The following is a 16,077-nucleotide window of genomic DNA, read 5'->3' on the forward strand; positions in this document are numbered from 1 at the left end:
ATTTACTTTTTATTAACAACTGGAGCGGTCATGGCGCAGCGAATTGCGCTCAGTGGATTTGTGGTTCTGGTGGTAGCGATGGGAATTGGGCGCTTCGCGTTTACCCCTCAGGTGCCGCTGATGATTGCCGCCGGGCAACTCACGCTCACCAGCGCAGGTCTGGTGGCGGCGATGAACTATCTGGGCTATCTGGTGGGCGCATGGGATGCGATGCGCGCCCATCGCTTCGTTGAAACCCGCCTCTGGCTGGGTATTACTGGCGCTGTGGCGCTGACGCTGCTTTCCGCCGCCGCGGATAACGCGCTGGTACATGGTCTGCTGCGCTTTGTGATTGGCTGCATGAGCGGCTGGTCGATGGTGCTCATTGCCGCCTGGACCAACGAGCGGCTGGGGCAACTGGGTAAACCGGGTTTGAGCGCGGCCGTGTTTGCCGGGCCGGGCGCAGGTATCGCCCTGAGCGGACTGCTTGCGGTCTATATTCACGCAAAAGCGTTGTCGGCCGGGGCCGCATGGCAGATTTACGGCGTGCTGGCACTGGTGCTTATCGCACTGGTTGCTCGCTATTTACCGCGTGCCGGGCAACTGCACCGGCCGGGCAGCGCGCCTGAACCCCTTATTCTGACGAAAGATTTGAAGTGCCTGGTCTGGAGCTACAGCCTGGCCGGATTTGGCTACATCCTGCCTGCAACATTTTTATCACAAATGGCGGCCGTGCGTTTTCCCGGCAGCCTGTTTGCACAGTTTGTCTGGCCGATATTTGGCGCTGCCGCTGTTGTGGGGATTGTGCTCAGTATCGTTTTGCGCCACACCTCTACCTCGAACCGCAGGCTGGCTATCGTGCTGTGGTTACAGGGGGCGGGTGTGCTGGCGGCGTGGCTACTGCCGGGAATTGGCGGCTTGCTGACGGGTGGCCTGCTGGTCGGCGGCGGATTCCTGTGTGCCGTTCAGCTTTCTTTACTCTACGGGCGCGAGCTGGCACCCGAACATACCCGCTATATGGCGGGGCTGCTGACTACCGGTTATGCCATTGGACAGCTGGTGGGGCCGATGACCTCGGCGTTATCCACCTGGCTTACCCACAAGCTTGAGCCTGCGCTGGGGCTGGCGGGCATTGCGCTGTTCATTGCGGGCGCGCTGGTGTGGAACCGTCAGGCCGAAAGGCAGCAGCAATTGCAATAATTATCGTCGTGAATACTGGATTATGTGCGCGGCCTCACGCACAATGAGCGCACACTTTTGCCACAACGAGGGCAAAAGACGCCACACCTGCAGGAGAAAAGAATGTCATCACTCAGTAAAGAAGCGGCCCTTGTCCACGAGGCCCTGGTTGCGCGCGGTCTTGAAACGCCACTGCGTCCACCCGTTCAGGAAGTGGATAATGAAACCCGTAAACGTCTGATTGCCGGGCACATGACCGAGATCATGCAACTGCTAAATCTCGATCTGAGCGACGACAGTCTGATGGAAACGCCGCATCGCATCGCAAAAATGTATGTCGACGAAATTTTCTCCGGCCTGGACTACGCCAACTTTCCGAAAATCACCGTCATTGAAAACAAAATGAAGGTGGATGAGATGGTGACGGTGCGCGATATTACGCTGACCAGCACCTGCGAGCACCACTTCGTGACCATCGACGGTAAAGCGACCGTGGCTTACATTCCAAAAGATACGGTGATTGGTCTGTCCAAAATCAACCGTATCGTGCAGTTCTTTGCCCAACGCCCACAGGTGCAGGAGCGTCTGACGCAGCAGATCCTGACCGCGCTGCAAACGCTGCTGGGCACCAATAACGTCGCGGTCTCCATTGACGCGGTTCACTACTGCGTGAAGGCGCGCGGTGTACGTGATGCCACCAGTGCGACCACCACCACGTCGCTGGGCGGTCTGTTTAAATCCAGCCAGAACACCCGCCAGGAGTTCCTGCGCGCCGTGCGTCACCACAACTAATCTGACAGGGCAGGGACCATGGAGCGAAACGTCACGCTCGATTTTGTTCGCGGCGTCGCCATTCTCGGTATCCTGCTGCTTAATATCAGCGCCTTCGGTCTGCCGAAGGCCGCTTATCTCAACCCCGCCTGGTATGGCGAGATCACCCGTCGCGATGCCTGGACGTGGGCAATCCTCGATCTCTTTGCTCAGGTGAAATTCCTCACCCTCTTTGCGCTGCTGTTTGGCGCCGGTCTGCAACTGCTGCTCAAACGCGGCACCCGGTGGATCCAGTCACGTCTGACCCTGCTGGTGCTCCTTGGCTTTATTCACGGCCTGTTCTTCTGGGACGGTGATATTCTTCTCGCCTATGGATTAGTCGGGCTGATTTGCTGGCGACTCATCCGTGATGCGCATAGCGTCAAAAGCCTGTTTAACACCGGCGTGATGCTCTATGTCATGGGGCTTGGGGTGCTGCTGTTGCTGGGCATGATCGCCGGCGACGCAACAAGCCGCTCGTGGATACCGGACGCCGCCAACCTGCAGTATGAGCAGTTCTGGAAGCTAAAAGGCGGCGCGGAAGCGATAAGCAATCGCGCGGATATGCTGGGCGATAACCTGCTGGCACTGGGGGCGCAATACGGCTGGCAGCTGGCGGGGATGATGCTGATGGGTGCATCCCTGATGCGCACCGGCTGGCTGAAAGGGGAATTTAGCCTGCGCCACTATCGTCGCACAGGCGTCTTGCTGGTGCTGCTGGGCGTGGCGATCAATCTCCCGGCGGTGATTGCGCAGTGGCATCTACACTGGGATTACCGCTGGTGCGCTTTCCTGCTGCAGGTTCCGCGCGAGCTCGGTGCCCCGTTCCAGACCATCGGCTACGCCGCGCTCATCTATGGCTTCTGGCCGCAGCTCTCCCGCCTCTGGATTGTCAGTGCCGTTGCCTGCGTTGGCCGCATGGCGTTAAGCAATTACATTTTGCAGACCCTCATCTGTACCACGCTGTTCTATCGATTTGGCCTGTTTATGAAATTCGACCGCCTTACGCTGGTGGCGTTTGTTCTTCCGGTCTGGACGATAAACCTGGCGTTTTCGGTTATCTGGCTGCGGTATTTCCGCCAGGGGCCGCTGGAGTGGGCGTGGCGTCAGTTAACCGCAAAAGCGTCAGGTGTTTCATTGAATAATACATCCAGATAACGATCTGGATCACAATCATTAACAAAATGGATGTAACCGTTTTCATCTGTGTGAGCTTCTTCACGTAGTCCCCTTTCTCTCGCTGCCAAAATAGCCACCTTGCTAAACACAGGGGGTGTCTGTGAGTTGCTGCAATCCTTTTAAGGATGGTGAATATGATCACCATTCGTGACGTCGCCCGTCAGGCGGGCGTTTCTGTGGCCACCGTCTCTCGCGTGCTGAACAACAGCGCGCTGGTCAGCCCTGAAACCCGTGAAACCGTAATGAAAGCCGTGACCCAACTGGGTTACCGCCCCAATGCTAATGCGCAGGCGCTGGCTACGCAGGTCAGTGACACCATTGGCGTGGTAGTGATGGACGTGTCGGATGCGTTTTTTGGCGCGCTGGTGAAAGCGGTGGATGTTGTTGCCCAGCAGCACCAAAAGTATGTGCTGATCGGCAACAGCTATCATGAAGCAGAAAAAGAGCGCTATGCCATCGAAGTGCTGATCCGCCAGCGTTGTAACGCGCTGATTGTGCATTCAAAAGCCCTGAGTGATGAGGAGCTTGCCGGATTTATGGAGCAAATCCCCGGCATGGTGCTCATCAACCGGATTGTGCCCGGTTATGCCCACCGTTGCGTGGGGCTGGATAACGTGAGTGGCGCCATGATGGCCACGCGCATGCTGATTAATAACGGGCACCAGCGAATCGGTTATCTGGCCTCCAGCCACGCGATTGAGGACGACGAACTGCGTCGCGAAGGCTGGCAAAACGCCCTGAAAGAGCACGGCATTGTGCCTGCTGAAAGCTGGGTAGGCACCGGTACCCCGGACATGCAGGGAGGGGAGGCGGCGATGGTTGAGCTGCTGGGCCGTAACCTGCAGCTCTCCGCGGTGTTTGCCTACAACGACAGTATGGCTGCCGGAGCACTGACGGCATTAAAAGATAACGGCATTGCGGTGCCACAGCATTTGTCGTTGATCGGTTTTGACGATATTCCCATTGCCCGTTACACCGACCCGCAGCTGACAACGGTACGCTATCCCATTGTCTCGATGGCCAAACTGGCGACTGAGCTGGCGTTACAGGGCGCGGCAGGGCTGCTTGATACGGGAGCAACACACTGTTTCATGCCGACATTAGTGCGCCGCCATTCGGTCTCTGCCCGGCAAATTGTGGTTCCGATCACTAACTGATAAAGCCAGCTGATGTAACCGTTTTCAATCTGTGAGTAAATTCACAGTATCTTAACAAGGCGCTGACTATGATGTCAGCGTTTTAGGGGCTGAAACGCTATGTAACAGTGATTATTCACTTTCACTATAGCCAACGTGCCGCAAACAACGAATAAAACGCATTTCTGGAGCGTTACCGAACACGGAAGATAGAAATTTTATAAGTGAACTTCGGCTGTCAGTAACGTTTTATTAACACCTGCCCGCCGATCGTTATTCACAAGAACTACCCTGCATAAAAAAAACCGGAGATACCATGAATAAGAAGGTGTTGACTCTGTCTGCTGTAATGGCAAGCATGCTTTTTGGTGCAGCAGCGCACGCTGCGGATACCCGTATTGGTGTGACTATCTATAAATACGACGACAACTTCATGTCTGTTGTGCGTAAAGCGATCGAGAAAGATGCTAAAGCAGCGCCAGATGTTCAGCTGCTGATGAATGACTCCCAGAACGACCAGTCCAAACAGAACGATCAGATTGACGTCCTGCTGGCAAAAGGCGTGAAGGCACTGGCAATCAACCTGGTTGACCCGGCTGCTGCAGGCACAGTTATCGAGAAAGCGCGCGGCCAGAACGTGCCAATCGTCTTCTTCAACAAAGAACCTTCCCGTAAAGCGCTGGACAGCTATGACAAAGCGTATTACGTCGGTACTGACTCCAAAGAGTCCGGTATTATTCAGGGCGATCTGATCGCGAAACACTGGGCGGCCAACCCGAACTGGGATCTGAACAAAGACGGCCAGATCCAGTTTGTGCTGCTGAAAGGCGAGCCAGGCCACCCGGATGCTGAAGCGCGTACCACTTACGTTGTCAAAGAGCTGAACGACAAAGGTCTGAAAACCCAGCAGCTGGCTTTAGATACCGCGATGTGGGATACCGCTCAGGCGAAAGATAAAATGGACGCGTGGCTGTCTGGTCCTAACGCGAACAAAATTGAAGTGGTTATCGCTAACAACGACGCGATGGCAATGGGTGCGGTAGAAGCCCTGAAAGCACACAACAAATCCTCTATCCCTGTGTTCGGCGTGGATGCGCTGCCAGAAGCGCTGGCACTGGTGAAATCAGGTGCGATGGCCGGTACCGTGCTGAACGATGCCAACAACCAGGCGAAAGCCACCTTCGATCTGGCGAAAAACCTGGCCGACGGTAAAGGTGCGGCTGATGGCACCAACTGGAAAATCGACAATAAAATCGTTCGCGTACCTTACGTGGGCGTAGACCAGTCCAACCTGGCTGAGTTTATCGGTAAATAAGATAGTTAGTTATGTCTCCACAGGGCGCAACATGTTGCGCCCTTTTATAACGCGATATGCGAGGCCAACAAGGTATAATTATGGTCAGCACAACTACTCCGTCGTCCGGTGAATTCTTGTTGGAAATGAACGGCATCAACAAGTCGTTTCCCGGTGTTAAGGCACTCGATAATGTTAATTTAAAAGTTCGGCCTCATTCAATTCATGCCTTAATGGGTGAAAACGGTGCCGGTAAATCAACATTATTAAAATGTCTTTTTGGGATCTATCAAAAAGATTCTGGCAGCATTCTTTTTCAGGGGAAAGAGATCGATTTCCATTCAGCGAAAGAAGCACTGGAAAACGGTATCTCTATGGTTCACCAGGAATTGAACCTGGTACTGCAACGCTCGGTAATGGATAATATGTGGTTGGGACGTTATCCAACCAAAGGTGTTTTTGTCGATCAGGACAAAATGTACCGTGACACCAAAGCCATTTTCGATGAGCTGGATATTGATATCGATCCGCGCGCCCGCGTGGGAACATTATCCGTCTCGCAAATGCAGATGATCGAAATTGCTAAAGCGTTCTCCTATGATGCCAAAATTGTCATCATGGATGAACCGACATCGTCATTAACGGAAAAAGAGGTTAACCACCTTTTTACCATTATTCGTAAGCTAAAAGATCGCGGCTGCGGCATTGTTTATATCTCCCATAAAATGGAAGAGATCTTCCAGCTGTGTGATGAGATAACCATCCTGCGCGACGGTCAGTGGATTGCCACTCAGCCTCTCGAAGGGCTGGACATGGACAAGATCATCGCCATGATGGTGGGCCGTTCCCTGAACCAGCGTTTCCCGGACAAAGAGAACAAGCCGGGTGAGGTGATCCTTGAGGTGCGTAATCTGACCTCGCTGCGTCAGCCCTCTATTCGCGACGTCTCCTTCGACCTGCACAAGGGCGAAATTCTGGGCATTGCAGGCCTGGTCGGGGCAAAACGTACCGATATCGTCGAAACCCTGTTTGGTATTCGCGAGAAAGCCGAAGGCACCATCACGCTGCACGGTAAGAAAATTAACAACCACAACGCCAACGAAGCTATTAATAATGGTTTTGCACTGGTGACGGAAGAGCGTCGTTCGACCGGTATTTATGCCTATCTGGATATTAACTTTAACTCGTTAATTTCTAATATCCGCAACTATAAAAACAAAGTGGGTCTGCTGGATAATTCCCGCATGAAGAGTGATACCCAGTGGGTTATTGACTCTATGCGCGTAAAAACGCCGGGGCATCGTACGCAAATTGGTTCGTTGTCGGGCGGTAACCAGCAAAAAGTCATTATCGGTCGTTGGTTATTAACGCAGCCAGAAATTCTGATGCTGGATGAACCAACCCGCGGTATTGACGTCGGCGCGAAGTTTGAAATTTATCAGCTGATCGCTGAACTGGCGAAAAAGGATAAAGGGATCATTATTATCTCTTCCGAAATGCCGGAATTGTTAGGGATCACAGACCGTATTCTGGTTATGAGCAATGGTCTCGTTGCCGGTATTGTTGACACGAAAACGACAACGCAAAACGAAATCTTGCGTTTAGCGTCTTTGCACCTTTAAGATCAGGGGCTCCTCATGAGTGCGTTAAATAAAAAAAGTTTTCTCACTTATCTGAAAGAAGGCGGTATTTACGTTGTTCTTTTAGTATTGCTGGCCATTATCATTTTCCAGGACCCTACGTTCTTAAGTCTGCTGAACCTGAGTAACATTCTGACTCAGTCTTCCGTGCGTATTATCATCGCGCTGGGCGTGGCGGGGCTCATCGTCACCCAGGGGACTGACCTTTCCGCAGGGCGCCAGGTCGGCCTGGCGGCGGTGATCGCGGCAACCCTGTTGCAGTCGATGGAAAACGCCAACAAGGTGTTCCCGGAAATGGCGACCATGCCCATTTTCGTGGTGATCCTGATTGTCTGCGCCATCGGTGCGGTGATTGGTCTGATCAACGGTATCATCATCGCTTACCTGAACGTGACGCCATTTATCACCACCCTGGGTACGATGATCATCGTTTACGGTATCAACTCCCTGTACTACGACTTCGTCGGTGCGTCCCCCATCTCGGGCTTCGACAGCGGTTTCTCGACCTTCACGCAAGGATTTATTGCGCTGGGCAGCTTCCGCCTGTCGTACATCACTTTCTACGCGTTGATTGCGGTGGCGTTCGTCTGGATCCTGTGGAACAAAACCCGCTTTGGTAAGAACATCTTCGCCATCGGGGGCAACCCGGAAGCAGCGAAAGTGTCCGGCGTGAACGTGGCCCTGAACCTGCTGATGATTTATGCCCTGTCCGGTGTGTTCTATGCCTTCGGCGGGATGCTGGAAGCGGGCCGTATCGGCTCTGCCACCAACAACCTCGGCTTTATGTACGAACTGGATGCGATTGCCGCCTGCGTGGTGGGCGGGGTCTCCTTCAGCGGCGGTGTGGGTACCGTGCTCGGCGTGGTCACCGGTGTGATCATCTTTACGGTCATCAACTATGGTCTGACCTACATCGGCGTGAACCCGTACTGGCAGTACATCATCAAGGGCGCCATTATCATCTTCGCGGTTGCGCTGGATTCACTGAAATACGCGCGTAAGAAATAATTATCAGGCGCATAAATAAAACCCGCTGCCCGTGACGGCATGCGGGTTTTTTACGTGAAAAGTGAAGCTATAAGCGATTTGGAAATGGGCACCAGTCCGGTTTGAAGCCCAAAGGGTTTAAAGATTTTATTTATAATGTCAGCTGAATAATTACCTCTGCCATTTTCTACATCCGACAATGTTTTCCGGGATACGCTGACCAGCTTTGCATATTCATCCTGCTTCATCCCCAACACTTCGACCCTGAGTCTTTTCAGCGCCTCACCCTGTGTGATTTTACCCAGTAAAATGTCCCGTATGGCTGCATGCAGTACAGCCTGGCGATCAAGAGTACTAATCCGTGTTAAGCCTGATGAAACGCGTTGCCTCTTTACTACCGATGACTTGTCCGGATCTTCATCCTCATCATGACGTCGCTTTTCATTTACGCTGCGTACCCGGGCTAATGTTTGTAGAAGCTCTGATTCAGATTTATTAGATGTTTTCATAATAAACCCCAACGAGAAAGTTTATTCGGAATATAGCGAAAACCAATCGCGGGCATTTCCATTATCTGGTCGGGAACGCCTCGCGCCTCCAGCCTTTCCGGGAGATCGATGAGCTGGACGGCTGTCTCATGCAGAGCGTCAAGTAAAGTTGTGGGAGGGATCCACTCCGCCAGCGCTTGCGCGATTGCGTTGAAATTATAATCCCCCCCAGATTCACAAGATAATGACCACTTCAGGGTTCGCGGTATCCCCTCTGGATCGGCTTTCATTGGAGCAAAGTCATAAACAGGGGAGAGCATAATGTGATTTTCAGCTTTCACAAAGGCGGTATTTCGCCCATGGTTGTCACTATTCCCAAAAATAATATTTAACAGATCGCGACGTACCCATTCTGTTACAAAACCGGGGATATCAAATTGATAGCCCTGCTGCTGAACCATATGGCTGGAGGTAATTTTATTAATTAACGCGCGCAGCGTTGCCTCATGATCCAGGAGAGTACCGGGTGCTTTTTGTAATAGTGAATACACCGATTCCATACCCAGCCTGATCAGTTGATCCTGCTCATTTCTCACTATGTCGAAACGTGGCAACCACAGCGAAGGATAGTGGCTACCTTCTTCAAGGCGCATTGTGTCCACTGGGATCGTGGAAAAGCCCATCGCGTTAAGCTCATGGTAATAATGAAATTCAGCCCGGAGAATATTACAATCAACTTCTGTTCTGTTTCCGCGTGGATATTTAACCAAATAATAGCGGTCCCGGTTATCCGGTTCGTTTTGCCAGGTATCGATCCATATGGCATCCGTTTCACTACAGCGCAGCAACAGTTTCGGCGCTTCACCCCCAGCGCCGGTTGCACCACCCGCCGCCGCGCCTCTTTCCTGGGCATAATCCAGAAAATCTGCCGCACGATCGATGACGTCCGCAACCGTAAACGTTTTAGTGCGTGCGAATTCATTCCATTCAGGAACGGATTCTTTTATACGCAAATTCCCGACAGGGGACATTGTGCCAAATTTCAACAATAAAAAATTCTGCTGACCAACAGGCAACTCACTGATATCGAGTGCATTTATCCAATAACGGCGACTGGCTCCGGCAGGAATGATATCGTCGATAAATCGCAGCCAGCCCGGTTGACCCTGGTCATCAAAAAAGAGTGATACAGGGTGGTTGACTGAGACCGCGTGAAAATCATCATAGTCAAGAAAATTAATTGCATACTCAGTAAGATAGTCTAACTGTGTGGTGTTCCAGTCATTGTTTTCGCTTCCCGGATATTTGATGAGGGCGATATCCGTCCATGTTTCATTCAGATATGCTTGTACGGTTAACGTCTCCATCTCACCTCCATAAAACGGCAATGAGTAAAATATTACTCATTGTTAATGAAAATGGCAACTAGCGCCACTTATATCACTCATTAGGTAGCTGATGACAGAGTAGTGCGTGTTATATCACGCATTATAGAATTCGATTACTTTTTCTTCTGCATATCCAGCAGCTGCTCCGGCGTCACCGCCGGATAACCCTGCGCATCTTCCGGCACTTCATGCATGGCCGGAATTGGCACCAGGGGGCCTAAAAAGCGCGGTTCACGTTTGAAGATATAGAGATCGGCCAGCGCGCCAAAGCGAGCGCCAAACTCACGCACGCGCACGCTCAGCATATCTTTTGGCGAGGGCACCGCATAACACTGCGCCTGAATGCCCATGTGCAGCGCGATAAACAGCGCACGCTCGCAGTGGAAGCGCTGGGTGATGATGATGAAGTCGTTGGTGTCGAACACTTTGCGCGTGCGCACGATGGAGTCGAGCGTGCGGAACCCGGCGTAGTCGAGCACGATATCTGCCGGATCAACGCCTGCGGCAATCAGGTCTTTGCGCATGGTGACCGGTTCGTTGTAGCTTTGCAGCGCATTATCGCCGCTTAACAGCAGGTAATTGACCTTGCCGCTGTTGTAGGCGTTGAGCGCGCCCTGAATGCGGTAGCGGTAATACTGATTGATGACGCCGGTGCGGTAATACTTCGCGGTGCCGAGCACCACACCCACCTGGCGATAGGGCAGGTCCTGCAGGTCATCAAAAATGTAGGGGGCCGTTTTCCAGCTCATCCAGCGGTCGAGACCCAGCACGATCAACAGCAGTATGCCGACCAGGACAGACAGGCTGTAAAAAACGCGCTTTAACATGCAGATGGCTCGTACCGAAGGTGAATTTAACTCAGGCTACTGTACCCGCCTGGTTAGCGCAAGAAACAGCGCATCAACTGAAGGCTTTTTCAGCAAAACGGGCGGGCATGTCTGCCCGCCAGAAGGATCACGCCAGCAATACACGCTCGATTGACGTGCAGCCCAGCGCTTTCAGGGTGGCGGCGGTGGCATCCCATTGAATCAGCGGTGCATCGGCAATTTCTGCCAGAATGGCGCGCTGAATATCCGGGTAGTCATAGCCGTTCAGGCTCAGCAGGTTCAGTGCGCCCTGCAGCGGTGGCAGCGTTGGGTTAAACGCGGCGTTTTCGGCATAGCTGCCGCTAAAAATACGCCCATCGCGGCATTGCAGTGCCACGCCGCTCGGGGACTTGCTGTACGGCGTATGGCTCTTGTTGGCAGCGCGAATGGCCGCCTGGGTCAGGTCATCACCGGTCAGCGTGTAACCGTGATCCTGCTCGTCCATCAGCAGGGTTTTGATTTCAAGATCTTTCGGACCAAAGGCGTCAGGCAGGTAGTCGCCCAGCGTGTGCGGCGCGCGACCCGGCAGATTGATGCGCAGCTGCAGCCCGCTGTTCAGTTCATTCATAAACTGACGGCAGTGCCCGCACGGGGTGTAGTTCACGGTAATGGCGCTCAGGGCCTTTTCGCCGCGCAGCCAGGCGTGGCTGATGGCGCTCTGTTCCGCATGAACAGTCTGCTGCATGGTTGCGCCCAGGAACTCCATGTTTCCGCCGAAGTACCAGGTTCCGCTGACGCCGCGCGCAATGGCGCCAACGTTAAAGTGGGAAAGATCGGCACGTGCACAGGCGGCAGCCAGCGGCAACAATGCGAAAGCCAGCGCGTCTTCGTCAAGATCCGTGGCCTGTTTCAGCGTGGTGATCTGCTCAGCGGTGAGCAGGGCGGGGAAATGCTCATCCGCCAGAATCGGGGCCAGAGCTGATTGCAAATTCTCTGCAAGCCGGGCGAAAGCCGCTTGAAAACGTGGATGCATGGCGTTTGCCTCATAAAGGTTAATGGATCGGTAGTGTACGGAGCCGCTGGGGCTTTATATGTGATCCATATCTCATTATGTATGCAACTTATGAAAACAAAATGAAATTTGCGCGACGCATCGCAAATTTTAGCCCATCACCGCCAGAATCACGGGGAAAATGAACGGCGCCATCAGCGAGGTCATGATTCCGCAGATCACCAGTGCCAGCGAGCTGAACGCGCCCTCCTGGTAATCCAGCTCCGCACAGCGGGCGGTGCCCAGCGCGTGCGACGCGGTGCCCATCGCCAGACCGCGTGCGGCTTTGGTATGAATGCGCATGACATTGAGCAGGGTATGGCCAAACACGGCGCCCAGAATGCCGACAAAGATCACGCACATGGCGCTGATGGCAGGAATGCCGCCGAGGCTGCCGCCCACGGCCATGGCGATAGGCGTGGTCACCGATTTCGGCAGAATAGAGGCGGCAATTTGCGCAGAGGCCCCCATCAGCAGTGCGACTGAAGTACCGGTGATCATCGCCACCAGGCTCCCCACAAAACAGATGGTAATAATGGATTTCCAGCGGGCGCGGATCTGGTGCAGCTGTTCATATAAAGGAAACGCGAGGGCGACCACGGCGGGTTGCAGCAGGTCGTTTAAAATTTTGCTCCCGGCAAAGTAGCGTTCGTAAGGAATACCGGTAAGCAGCAGGAACGGGATAATCACCACCATCGCCACCAGCAACGGGTTAAGCAGCGGCATCTTGAACCGGGCGGCAAGTTTGCGTGCCGCGAAGAATACCGCCAGGGTTAATGGCAGCGACCACCAGATATTGGCCATCATTGTTTTGTTCCTTTCTGTCCAACCACTTTACGTTCGCCATGTACCAGATGCGAACTCCAGCTAACCACAAGGAAAACCACCAGCGTACTGACTGCGCAGGAGACGACAATCGGGCCGAACTGGGCTTTAAGCAGATCGAAGTACTGCATGACCCCGACGCCAATCGGCACGAACAGCAGCGCCATATAGCGAATAAGAACGAAGCAGCCGGGGTTGACCCACTTAGCGGGCAGAATTTGCAACGCCAGCAGAACAAAGAGGATCAACATGCCGATAATGCTGCCGGGAATGGTGATAGGAAGCAGGGAAGCGATGAAAATCCCGGCGTACAGGCAGGCGTAAATCAGGACGAATGCGCGCAGATATTGCCAGATAATGTTCAATGATTTTCTCATGGTTAAAATCCTTGCTGAAACGCATTCATCATACAATTAAACCTGAAAGTGTGCCATGGATCACATCATGAATTTTAAGCATACCCGTCATTCCAGAATAGAACGTCGTGCTTTCAACATACATACAGAGCGATTACTATAGCGCGTCTTTTTTCACAGGTACTGCTATGCGTGTTTTACTGGCCCCAATGGAAGGCGTGCTCGACTCCCTCGTGCGCGAACTTCTGACCGAGGTGAACGATTACGATCTCTGCGTGACGGAGTTTTTGCGCGTGGTCGATATGTTGTTGCCGGTAAAATCGTTCTACAGACTCTGCCCGGAGCTGCACCGCCAGAGCCGGACCACCTCCGGCACGCTGGTGCGTATTCAACTGCTGGGCCAGTATCCTGAATGGCTGGCGGAGAACGCCGCCCGTGCCGTCGAGCTCGGCTCTTACGGGGTCGATCTCAACTGTGGCTGCCCGTCGAAGCTGGTGAACGGCAGCGGCGGCGGGGCGACGCTGCTGAAAGATCCTGAGCTGATTTACCGTGGCGCGAAAGCGATGCGTGAAGCCGTGCCTGCGCATTTGCCGGTGACGGTGAAAGTGCGCCTGGGCTGGGACAGCGACGCGCGGCAGTTTGAAATTGCCGATGCAGTACAGCAGGCCGGGGCTACTGAACTGGTGGTGCATGGCCGCACCAAAGAAGATGGCTACAAAGCCGAGCGCATTAACTGGCAGGCAATTGGTGAGATCCGTAAACGCCTCAGCATTCCGGTGATCGCCAACGGTGAAATCTGGGATTACGAGAGCGCGCAGGCCTGTCTCAAGGCCACTGGCTGCGAGGCGGTGATGATCGGCCGCGGGGCATTGAATGTGCCTAACCTTAGCCGGGTGATTAAATATAACGAGCCGCGTATGCCGTGGGCTGATGTTGTGACGCTGCTGCAAAAATATAGCCGTCTGGAAAAGCAGGGCGACACCGGGCTATATCACGTGGCGCGCATCAAACAGTGGCTCAGCTATTTACGCAAAGAGTACGATGAAGCGCTGGGGTTATTTCAGGAGATTCGGACATTACAGACTTCTGCGGATATTGCGCGGGTGATCCAGGCAAAATAATAAGCGTGTGACCGCAATTATCGCTGTGAAGCGCTGGACCAGACGCATGGGCTGGTTGACCTTTGCCCGGCGCGGTGCCGGGCAAAAGAATCAGAAAATCATCTTGAATACACCCGTTACCACCAGCAGTCCTATCAGAAATATAATTAAAATGACCCACAATAATATTTTCATTCCCTTCTCCTGCGTATGTATGTCAACAGTAAGTGTAGCAGGCGATTTATAATTAAGATGAATTTGTTAATTTGACTTATTCTCGGCATGTATAATTTTCTAATTACAAAAATGTATGACAATTTGCGCATTGCCACGCATTACTAAAAAAAAGAGAGGTATCAGGCGTACTTTGCGCCTTTATTTTTTGGCGTGAATGGCGTAATGAAACGTTTTCTTATTTTATCTCTGAGTGCTCCCTTTGCCGTTATTCTGGCCGGCTGTGCGCCGCAACATGCCACGGTAACTCCCTTTAATACCCAGTCACTCACGGCGTCGGTTAATACGGTGCTGCCTCATCAGGACTGGCCGAAAAATGCATGGTGGAAAGCGTATAACGATCCGCAGCTTGATAAGCTAATTGCCAAAGCATTAAGCGATGCGCCGGATATGCAGATTGCCCGTCAGCGTATTACCCTTGCCGAAGCCCAGGCCAAAGCAGCCCTGGCGGCCGACGGCCCGCAAATTGATTTTTCGGCCGATGCCGAACGTCAGAAAATGTCCGCTGAAGGGCTGATGGGGCCCTTTGCCATAACCGACCCGGCTGCGGGCACCACCGGCCCCTGGTATACCAACGGTACCTTTGGTCTGACTGCGGGCTGGGATCTGGATTTGTGGGGCAAAAATCGCGCCCGGTTGGAGGCCCGGATAGGCAAGGTGAATGCACAAAAAGCGGAGCTTGAGCAGACCCGTCAACTGCTTGCCAGCAGCGTGGCGCGGCTCTACTGGGACTGGCAAACTCAGGCCGCCGTAGAGGAGGTCCTCACGCAGATCAAATCCCAACAGGACAATATCATCGGTGCCGATCGCGAGCTGTATCAGCACGGGATCACCTCCTCTGTGGAAGGTGTCGAAACCGACATCAGTGCCAGCAAAACCGAAGAGCAGATCGCAGAGGTTCACGGCAAAATGAAAGCCATCGAGGCGCGTTTGAACGCGTTGACTAATACCCCCGCGCTGGCGCTCACACGGCATGCCTTACCGACGGTTGAAGCGTCGTTACCATCGACGCTGGGGTATGAACTGCTGGCCCGACGGCCGGATCTGCAGGCGGCGCACTGGTATATCGAAGCGTCAATGAGCGAGGTCGATGCCGCCAGAGCGGCGTTTTATCCTGATGTGAATCTGATGGCGTTTTTACAACAGGATGCCCTGCACCTGAGCGATCTGTTCCGTTCTTCAGCCCAGCAAATGGGGGTGAGCGCCGGGCTGACTCTACCCATTTTTGACAGCGGCAGGCTGAACGCGCAGCTGGATATTGCCCAGGCGCAGAACAATCTGTCGGTGGCGAACTACAACAAGGCGGTGGTGGATGCCGTGAACCAGGTGGCGCGCACGGCCAGCGAAGTAGAAATGCTGACGGCGAAAAATCAGCATCAGCAGCAGGTAGAAAAAGATGCGGCGCGCGTGGTAGCGCTGGCGCAGGCACGTTTTAGCGCCGAAATTATTGCCGGCTCGCGCGTCAGTGAAGCCAGAATTCCAGCGCTGAAGGAACATCTCGCCGGATTGATGCTGCAGGGCGAGTATATCGACGCCACGCTACAGCTCACCTCCGCGCTGGGTGGTGGTTATCATCATGGCTAATCAGGGTCATTATCTATACTTACCTCTTTGCCGTTCTTCAG

16 protein-coding genes are annotated in these 16,077 nt (G+C 53.5%); 9 read left to right on the forward strand and 7 right to left on the reverse strand.

Going from position 1 to position 16,077, the window contains the following annotated elements; translation table 11 throughout:
• Window positions 1–30 precede the first annotated feature (30 nt).
• The 7 genes from AC2FAK_RS09890 to mglC all read left to right on the forward strand — a co-directional run bounded on the left by AC2FAK_RS09890 (window position 31) and on the right by mglC (window position 8,225).
• The gene (locus AC2FAK_RS09890; protein WP_095455013.1) at window positions 31–1,179 is read left to right on the forward strand and encodes a YbfB/YjiJ family MFS transporter; all 1,149 of its coding nucleotides are present in this window, start codon (window positions 31–33) and stop codon (window positions 1,177–1,179) included.
• 102 nt (window positions 1,180–1,281) lie between these two features.
• Complete coding sequence (gene folE / locus AC2FAK_RS09895; RefSeq protein ID WP_013097957.1) at window positions 1,282–1,950, forward strand: GTP cyclohydrolase I FolE; 669 nt, start codon at window positions 1,282–1,284, stop codon at window positions 1,948–1,950.
• Window positions 1,951–1,968: 18 nt separating this feature from the next.
• Window positions 1,969–3,126: a DUF418 domain-containing protein YeiB gene (gene yeiB, locus AC2FAK_RS09900; RefSeq protein ID WP_058680888.1), complete on the forward strand. Its 1,158-nt coding sequence runs from the start codon at window positions 1,969–1,971 to the stop codon at window positions 3,124–3,126.
• Window positions 3,127–3,281: 155 nt separating this feature from the next.
• A complete protein-coding gene (gene galS, locus AC2FAK_RS09905; RefSeq protein WP_095452805.1) occupies window positions 3,282–4,304 on the forward strand; it encodes an HTH-type transcriptional regulator GalS in 1,023 nt (340 codons plus the stop codon).
• A gap of 295 nt (window positions 4,305–4,599) precedes the next feature.
• On the forward strand, window positions 4,600–5,598 hold the full coding sequence (gene mglB / locus AC2FAK_RS09910; protein WP_014832691.1) for a galactose/glucose ABC transporter substrate-binding protein MglB: 999 nt from the start codon (window positions 4,600–4,602) through the stop codon (window positions 5,596–5,598).
• An 80-nt stretch (window positions 5,599–5,678) separates the two neighbouring features.
• Window positions 5,679–7,199, forward strand: coding sequence for a galactose/methyl galactoside ABC transporter ATP-binding protein MglA (mglA, locus tag AC2FAK_RS09915; protein WP_029883073.1), 1,521 nt, complete (start codon window positions 5,679–5,681; stop codon window positions 7,197–7,199).
• A 15-nt stretch (window positions 7,200–7,214) separates the two neighbouring features.
• Complete coding sequence (gene mglC / locus AC2FAK_RS09920; protein ID WP_013097952.1) at window positions 7,215–8,225, forward strand: galactose/methyl galactoside ABC transporter permease MglC; 1,011 nt, start codon at window positions 7,215–7,217, stop codon at window positions 8,223–8,225.
• 50 nt (window positions 8,226–8,275) lie between these two features.
• Here the strand turns inward: mglC and AC2FAK_RS09925 are convergent, their stop codons facing one another.
• The 6 genes from AC2FAK_RS09925 to AC2FAK_RS09950 all read right to left on the reverse strand — a co-directional run bounded on the left by AC2FAK_RS09925 (window position 8,276) and on the right by AC2FAK_RS09950 (window position 13,139).
• Complete coding sequence (locus AC2FAK_RS09925) at window positions 8,276–8,713, reverse strand: helix-turn-helix transcriptional regulator (RefSeq protein ID WP_023619762.1); 438 nt, start codon at window positions 8,711–8,713, stop codon at window positions 8,276–8,278.
• Complete coding sequence (locus AC2FAK_RS09930) at window positions 8,710–10,059, reverse strand: type II toxin-antitoxin system HipA family toxin (RefSeq protein ID WP_023619763.1); 1,350 nt, start codon at window positions 10,057–10,059, stop codon at window positions 8,710–8,712. Before AC2FAK_RS09930 ends, AC2FAK_RS09925 begins: the two co-directional genes overlap by 4 nt.
• 134 nt (window positions 10,060–10,193) lie before the next feature.
• On the reverse strand, window positions 10,194–10,907 hold the full coding sequence (gene sanA / locus AC2FAK_RS09935; protein ID WP_023619764.1) for an outer membrane permeability protein SanA: 714 nt from the start codon (window positions 10,905–10,907) through the stop codon (window positions 10,194–10,196).
• Window positions 10,908–11,034: 127 nt separating this feature from the next.
• Complete coding sequence (cdd, locus tag AC2FAK_RS09940; RefSeq protein WP_023619765.1) at window positions 11,035–11,919, reverse strand: cytidine deaminase; 885 nt, start codon at window positions 11,917–11,919, stop codon at window positions 11,035–11,037.
• A gap of 129 nt (window positions 11,920–12,048) precedes the next feature.
• Window positions 12,049–12,744 carry a CidB/LrgB family autolysis modulator gene (locus AC2FAK_RS09945; protein WP_013097948.1) on the reverse strand — a complete coding sequence of 232 codons (696 nt, stop codon included), beginning with the start codon at window positions 12,742–12,744 and terminating at the stop codon, window positions 12,049–12,051.
• Complete coding sequence (locus AC2FAK_RS09950; RefSeq protein WP_023619766.1) at window positions 12,741–13,139, reverse strand: CidA/LrgA family protein; 399 nt, start codon at window positions 13,137–13,139, stop codon at window positions 12,741–12,743. Before AC2FAK_RS09950 ends, AC2FAK_RS09945 begins: the two co-directional genes overlap by 4 nt.
• 167 nt (window positions 13,140–13,306) lie before the next feature.
• Between AC2FAK_RS09950 and dusC the strand changes: the two genes are divergently transcribed.
• A complete protein-coding gene (dusC, locus tag AC2FAK_RS09955; protein WP_040022443.1) occupies window positions 13,307–14,239 on the forward strand; it encodes a tRNA dihydrouridine(16) synthase DusC in 933 nt (310 codons plus the stop codon).
• Between the two features lie 90 nt (window positions 14,240–14,329).
• Here the strand turns inward: dusC and yohP are convergent, their stop codons facing one another.
• Window positions 14,330–14,413, reverse strand: coding sequence for a small membrane protein YohP (yohP, locus tag AC2FAK_RS09960; RefSeq protein WP_015572324.1), 84 nt, complete (start codon window positions 14,411–14,413; stop codon window positions 14,330–14,332).
• A gap of 204 nt (window positions 14,414–14,617) precedes the next feature.
• Here yohP and mdtQ point away from each other — a divergent pair, with 204 nt between their 5' ends.
• Window positions 14,618–16,036, forward strand: coding sequence for a multidrug resistance outer membrane protein MdtQ (gene mdtQ, locus AC2FAK_RS09965; RefSeq protein WP_095455012.1), 1,419 nt, complete (start codon window positions 14,618–14,620; stop codon window positions 16,034–16,036).
• Window positions 16,037–16,077: the final 41 nt, after the last annotated feature.

This window comes from Enterobacter cloacae complex sp. 394F7 (assembly GCF_057320385.1).

Coding starts and splice junctions, on each gene's coding strand:
- AC2FAK_RS09950 (WP_023619766.1), bottom strand. CDS start 13,139: ATGAGAAAATCATTGAACATTATCTGGCAATATCTGCGCGCATTCGTC.
- mglC (WP_013097952.1), top strand. CDS start 7,215: ATGAGTGCGTTAAATAAAAAAAGTTTTCTCACTTATCTGAAAGAAGGC.
- AC2FAK_RS09925 (WP_023619762.1), bottom strand. CDS start 8,713: ATGAAAACATCTAATAAATCTGAATCAGAGCTTCTACAAACATTAGCC.
- yohP (WP_015572324.1), bottom strand. CDS start 14,413: ATGAAAATATTATTGTGGGTCATTTTAATTATATTTCTGATAGGACTG.
- folE (WP_013097957.1), top strand. CDS start 1,282: ATGTCATCACTCAGTAAAGAAGCGGCCCTTGTCCACGAGGCCCTGGTT.
- sanA (WP_023619764.1), bottom strand. CDS start 10,907: ATGTTAAAGCGCGTTTTTTACAGCCTGTCTGTCCTGGTCGGCATACTG.
- AC2FAK_RS09930 (WP_023619763.1), bottom strand. CDS start 10,059: ATGGAGACGTTAACCGTACAAGCATATCTGAATGAAACATGGACGGAT.
- mglB (WP_014832691.1), top strand. CDS start 4,600: ATGAATAAGAAGGTGTTGACTCTGTCTGCTGTAATGGCAAGCATGCTT.
- AC2FAK_RS09890 (WP_095455013.1), top strand. CDS start 31: ATGGCGCAGCGAATTGCGCTCAGTGGATTTGTGGTTCTGGTGGTAGCG.
- cdd (WP_023619765.1), bottom strand. CDS start 11,919: ATGCATCCACGTTTTCAAGCGGCTTTCGCCCGGCTTGCAGAGAATTTG.
- mglA (WP_029883073.1), top strand. CDS start 5,679: ATGGTCAGCACAACTACTCCGTCGTCCGGTGAATTCTTGTTGGAAATG.
- galS (WP_095452805.1), top strand. CDS start 3,282: ATGATCACCATTCGTGACGTCGCCCGTCAGGCGGGCGTTTCTGTGGCC.
- AC2FAK_RS09945 (WP_013097948.1), bottom strand. CDS start 12,744: ATGATGGCCAATATCTGGTGGTCGCTGCCATTAACCCTGGCGGTATTC.
- mdtQ (WP_095455012.1), top strand. CDS start 14,618: ATGAAACGTTTTCTTATTTTATCTCTGAGTGCTCCCTTTGCCGTTATT.
- dusC (WP_040022443.1), top strand. CDS start 13,307: ATGCGTGTTTTACTGGCCCCAATGGAAGGCGTGCTCGACTCCCTCGTG.
- yeiB (WP_058680888.1), top strand. CDS start 1,969: ATGGAGCGAAACGTCACGCTCGATTTTGTTCGCGGCGTCGCCATTCTC.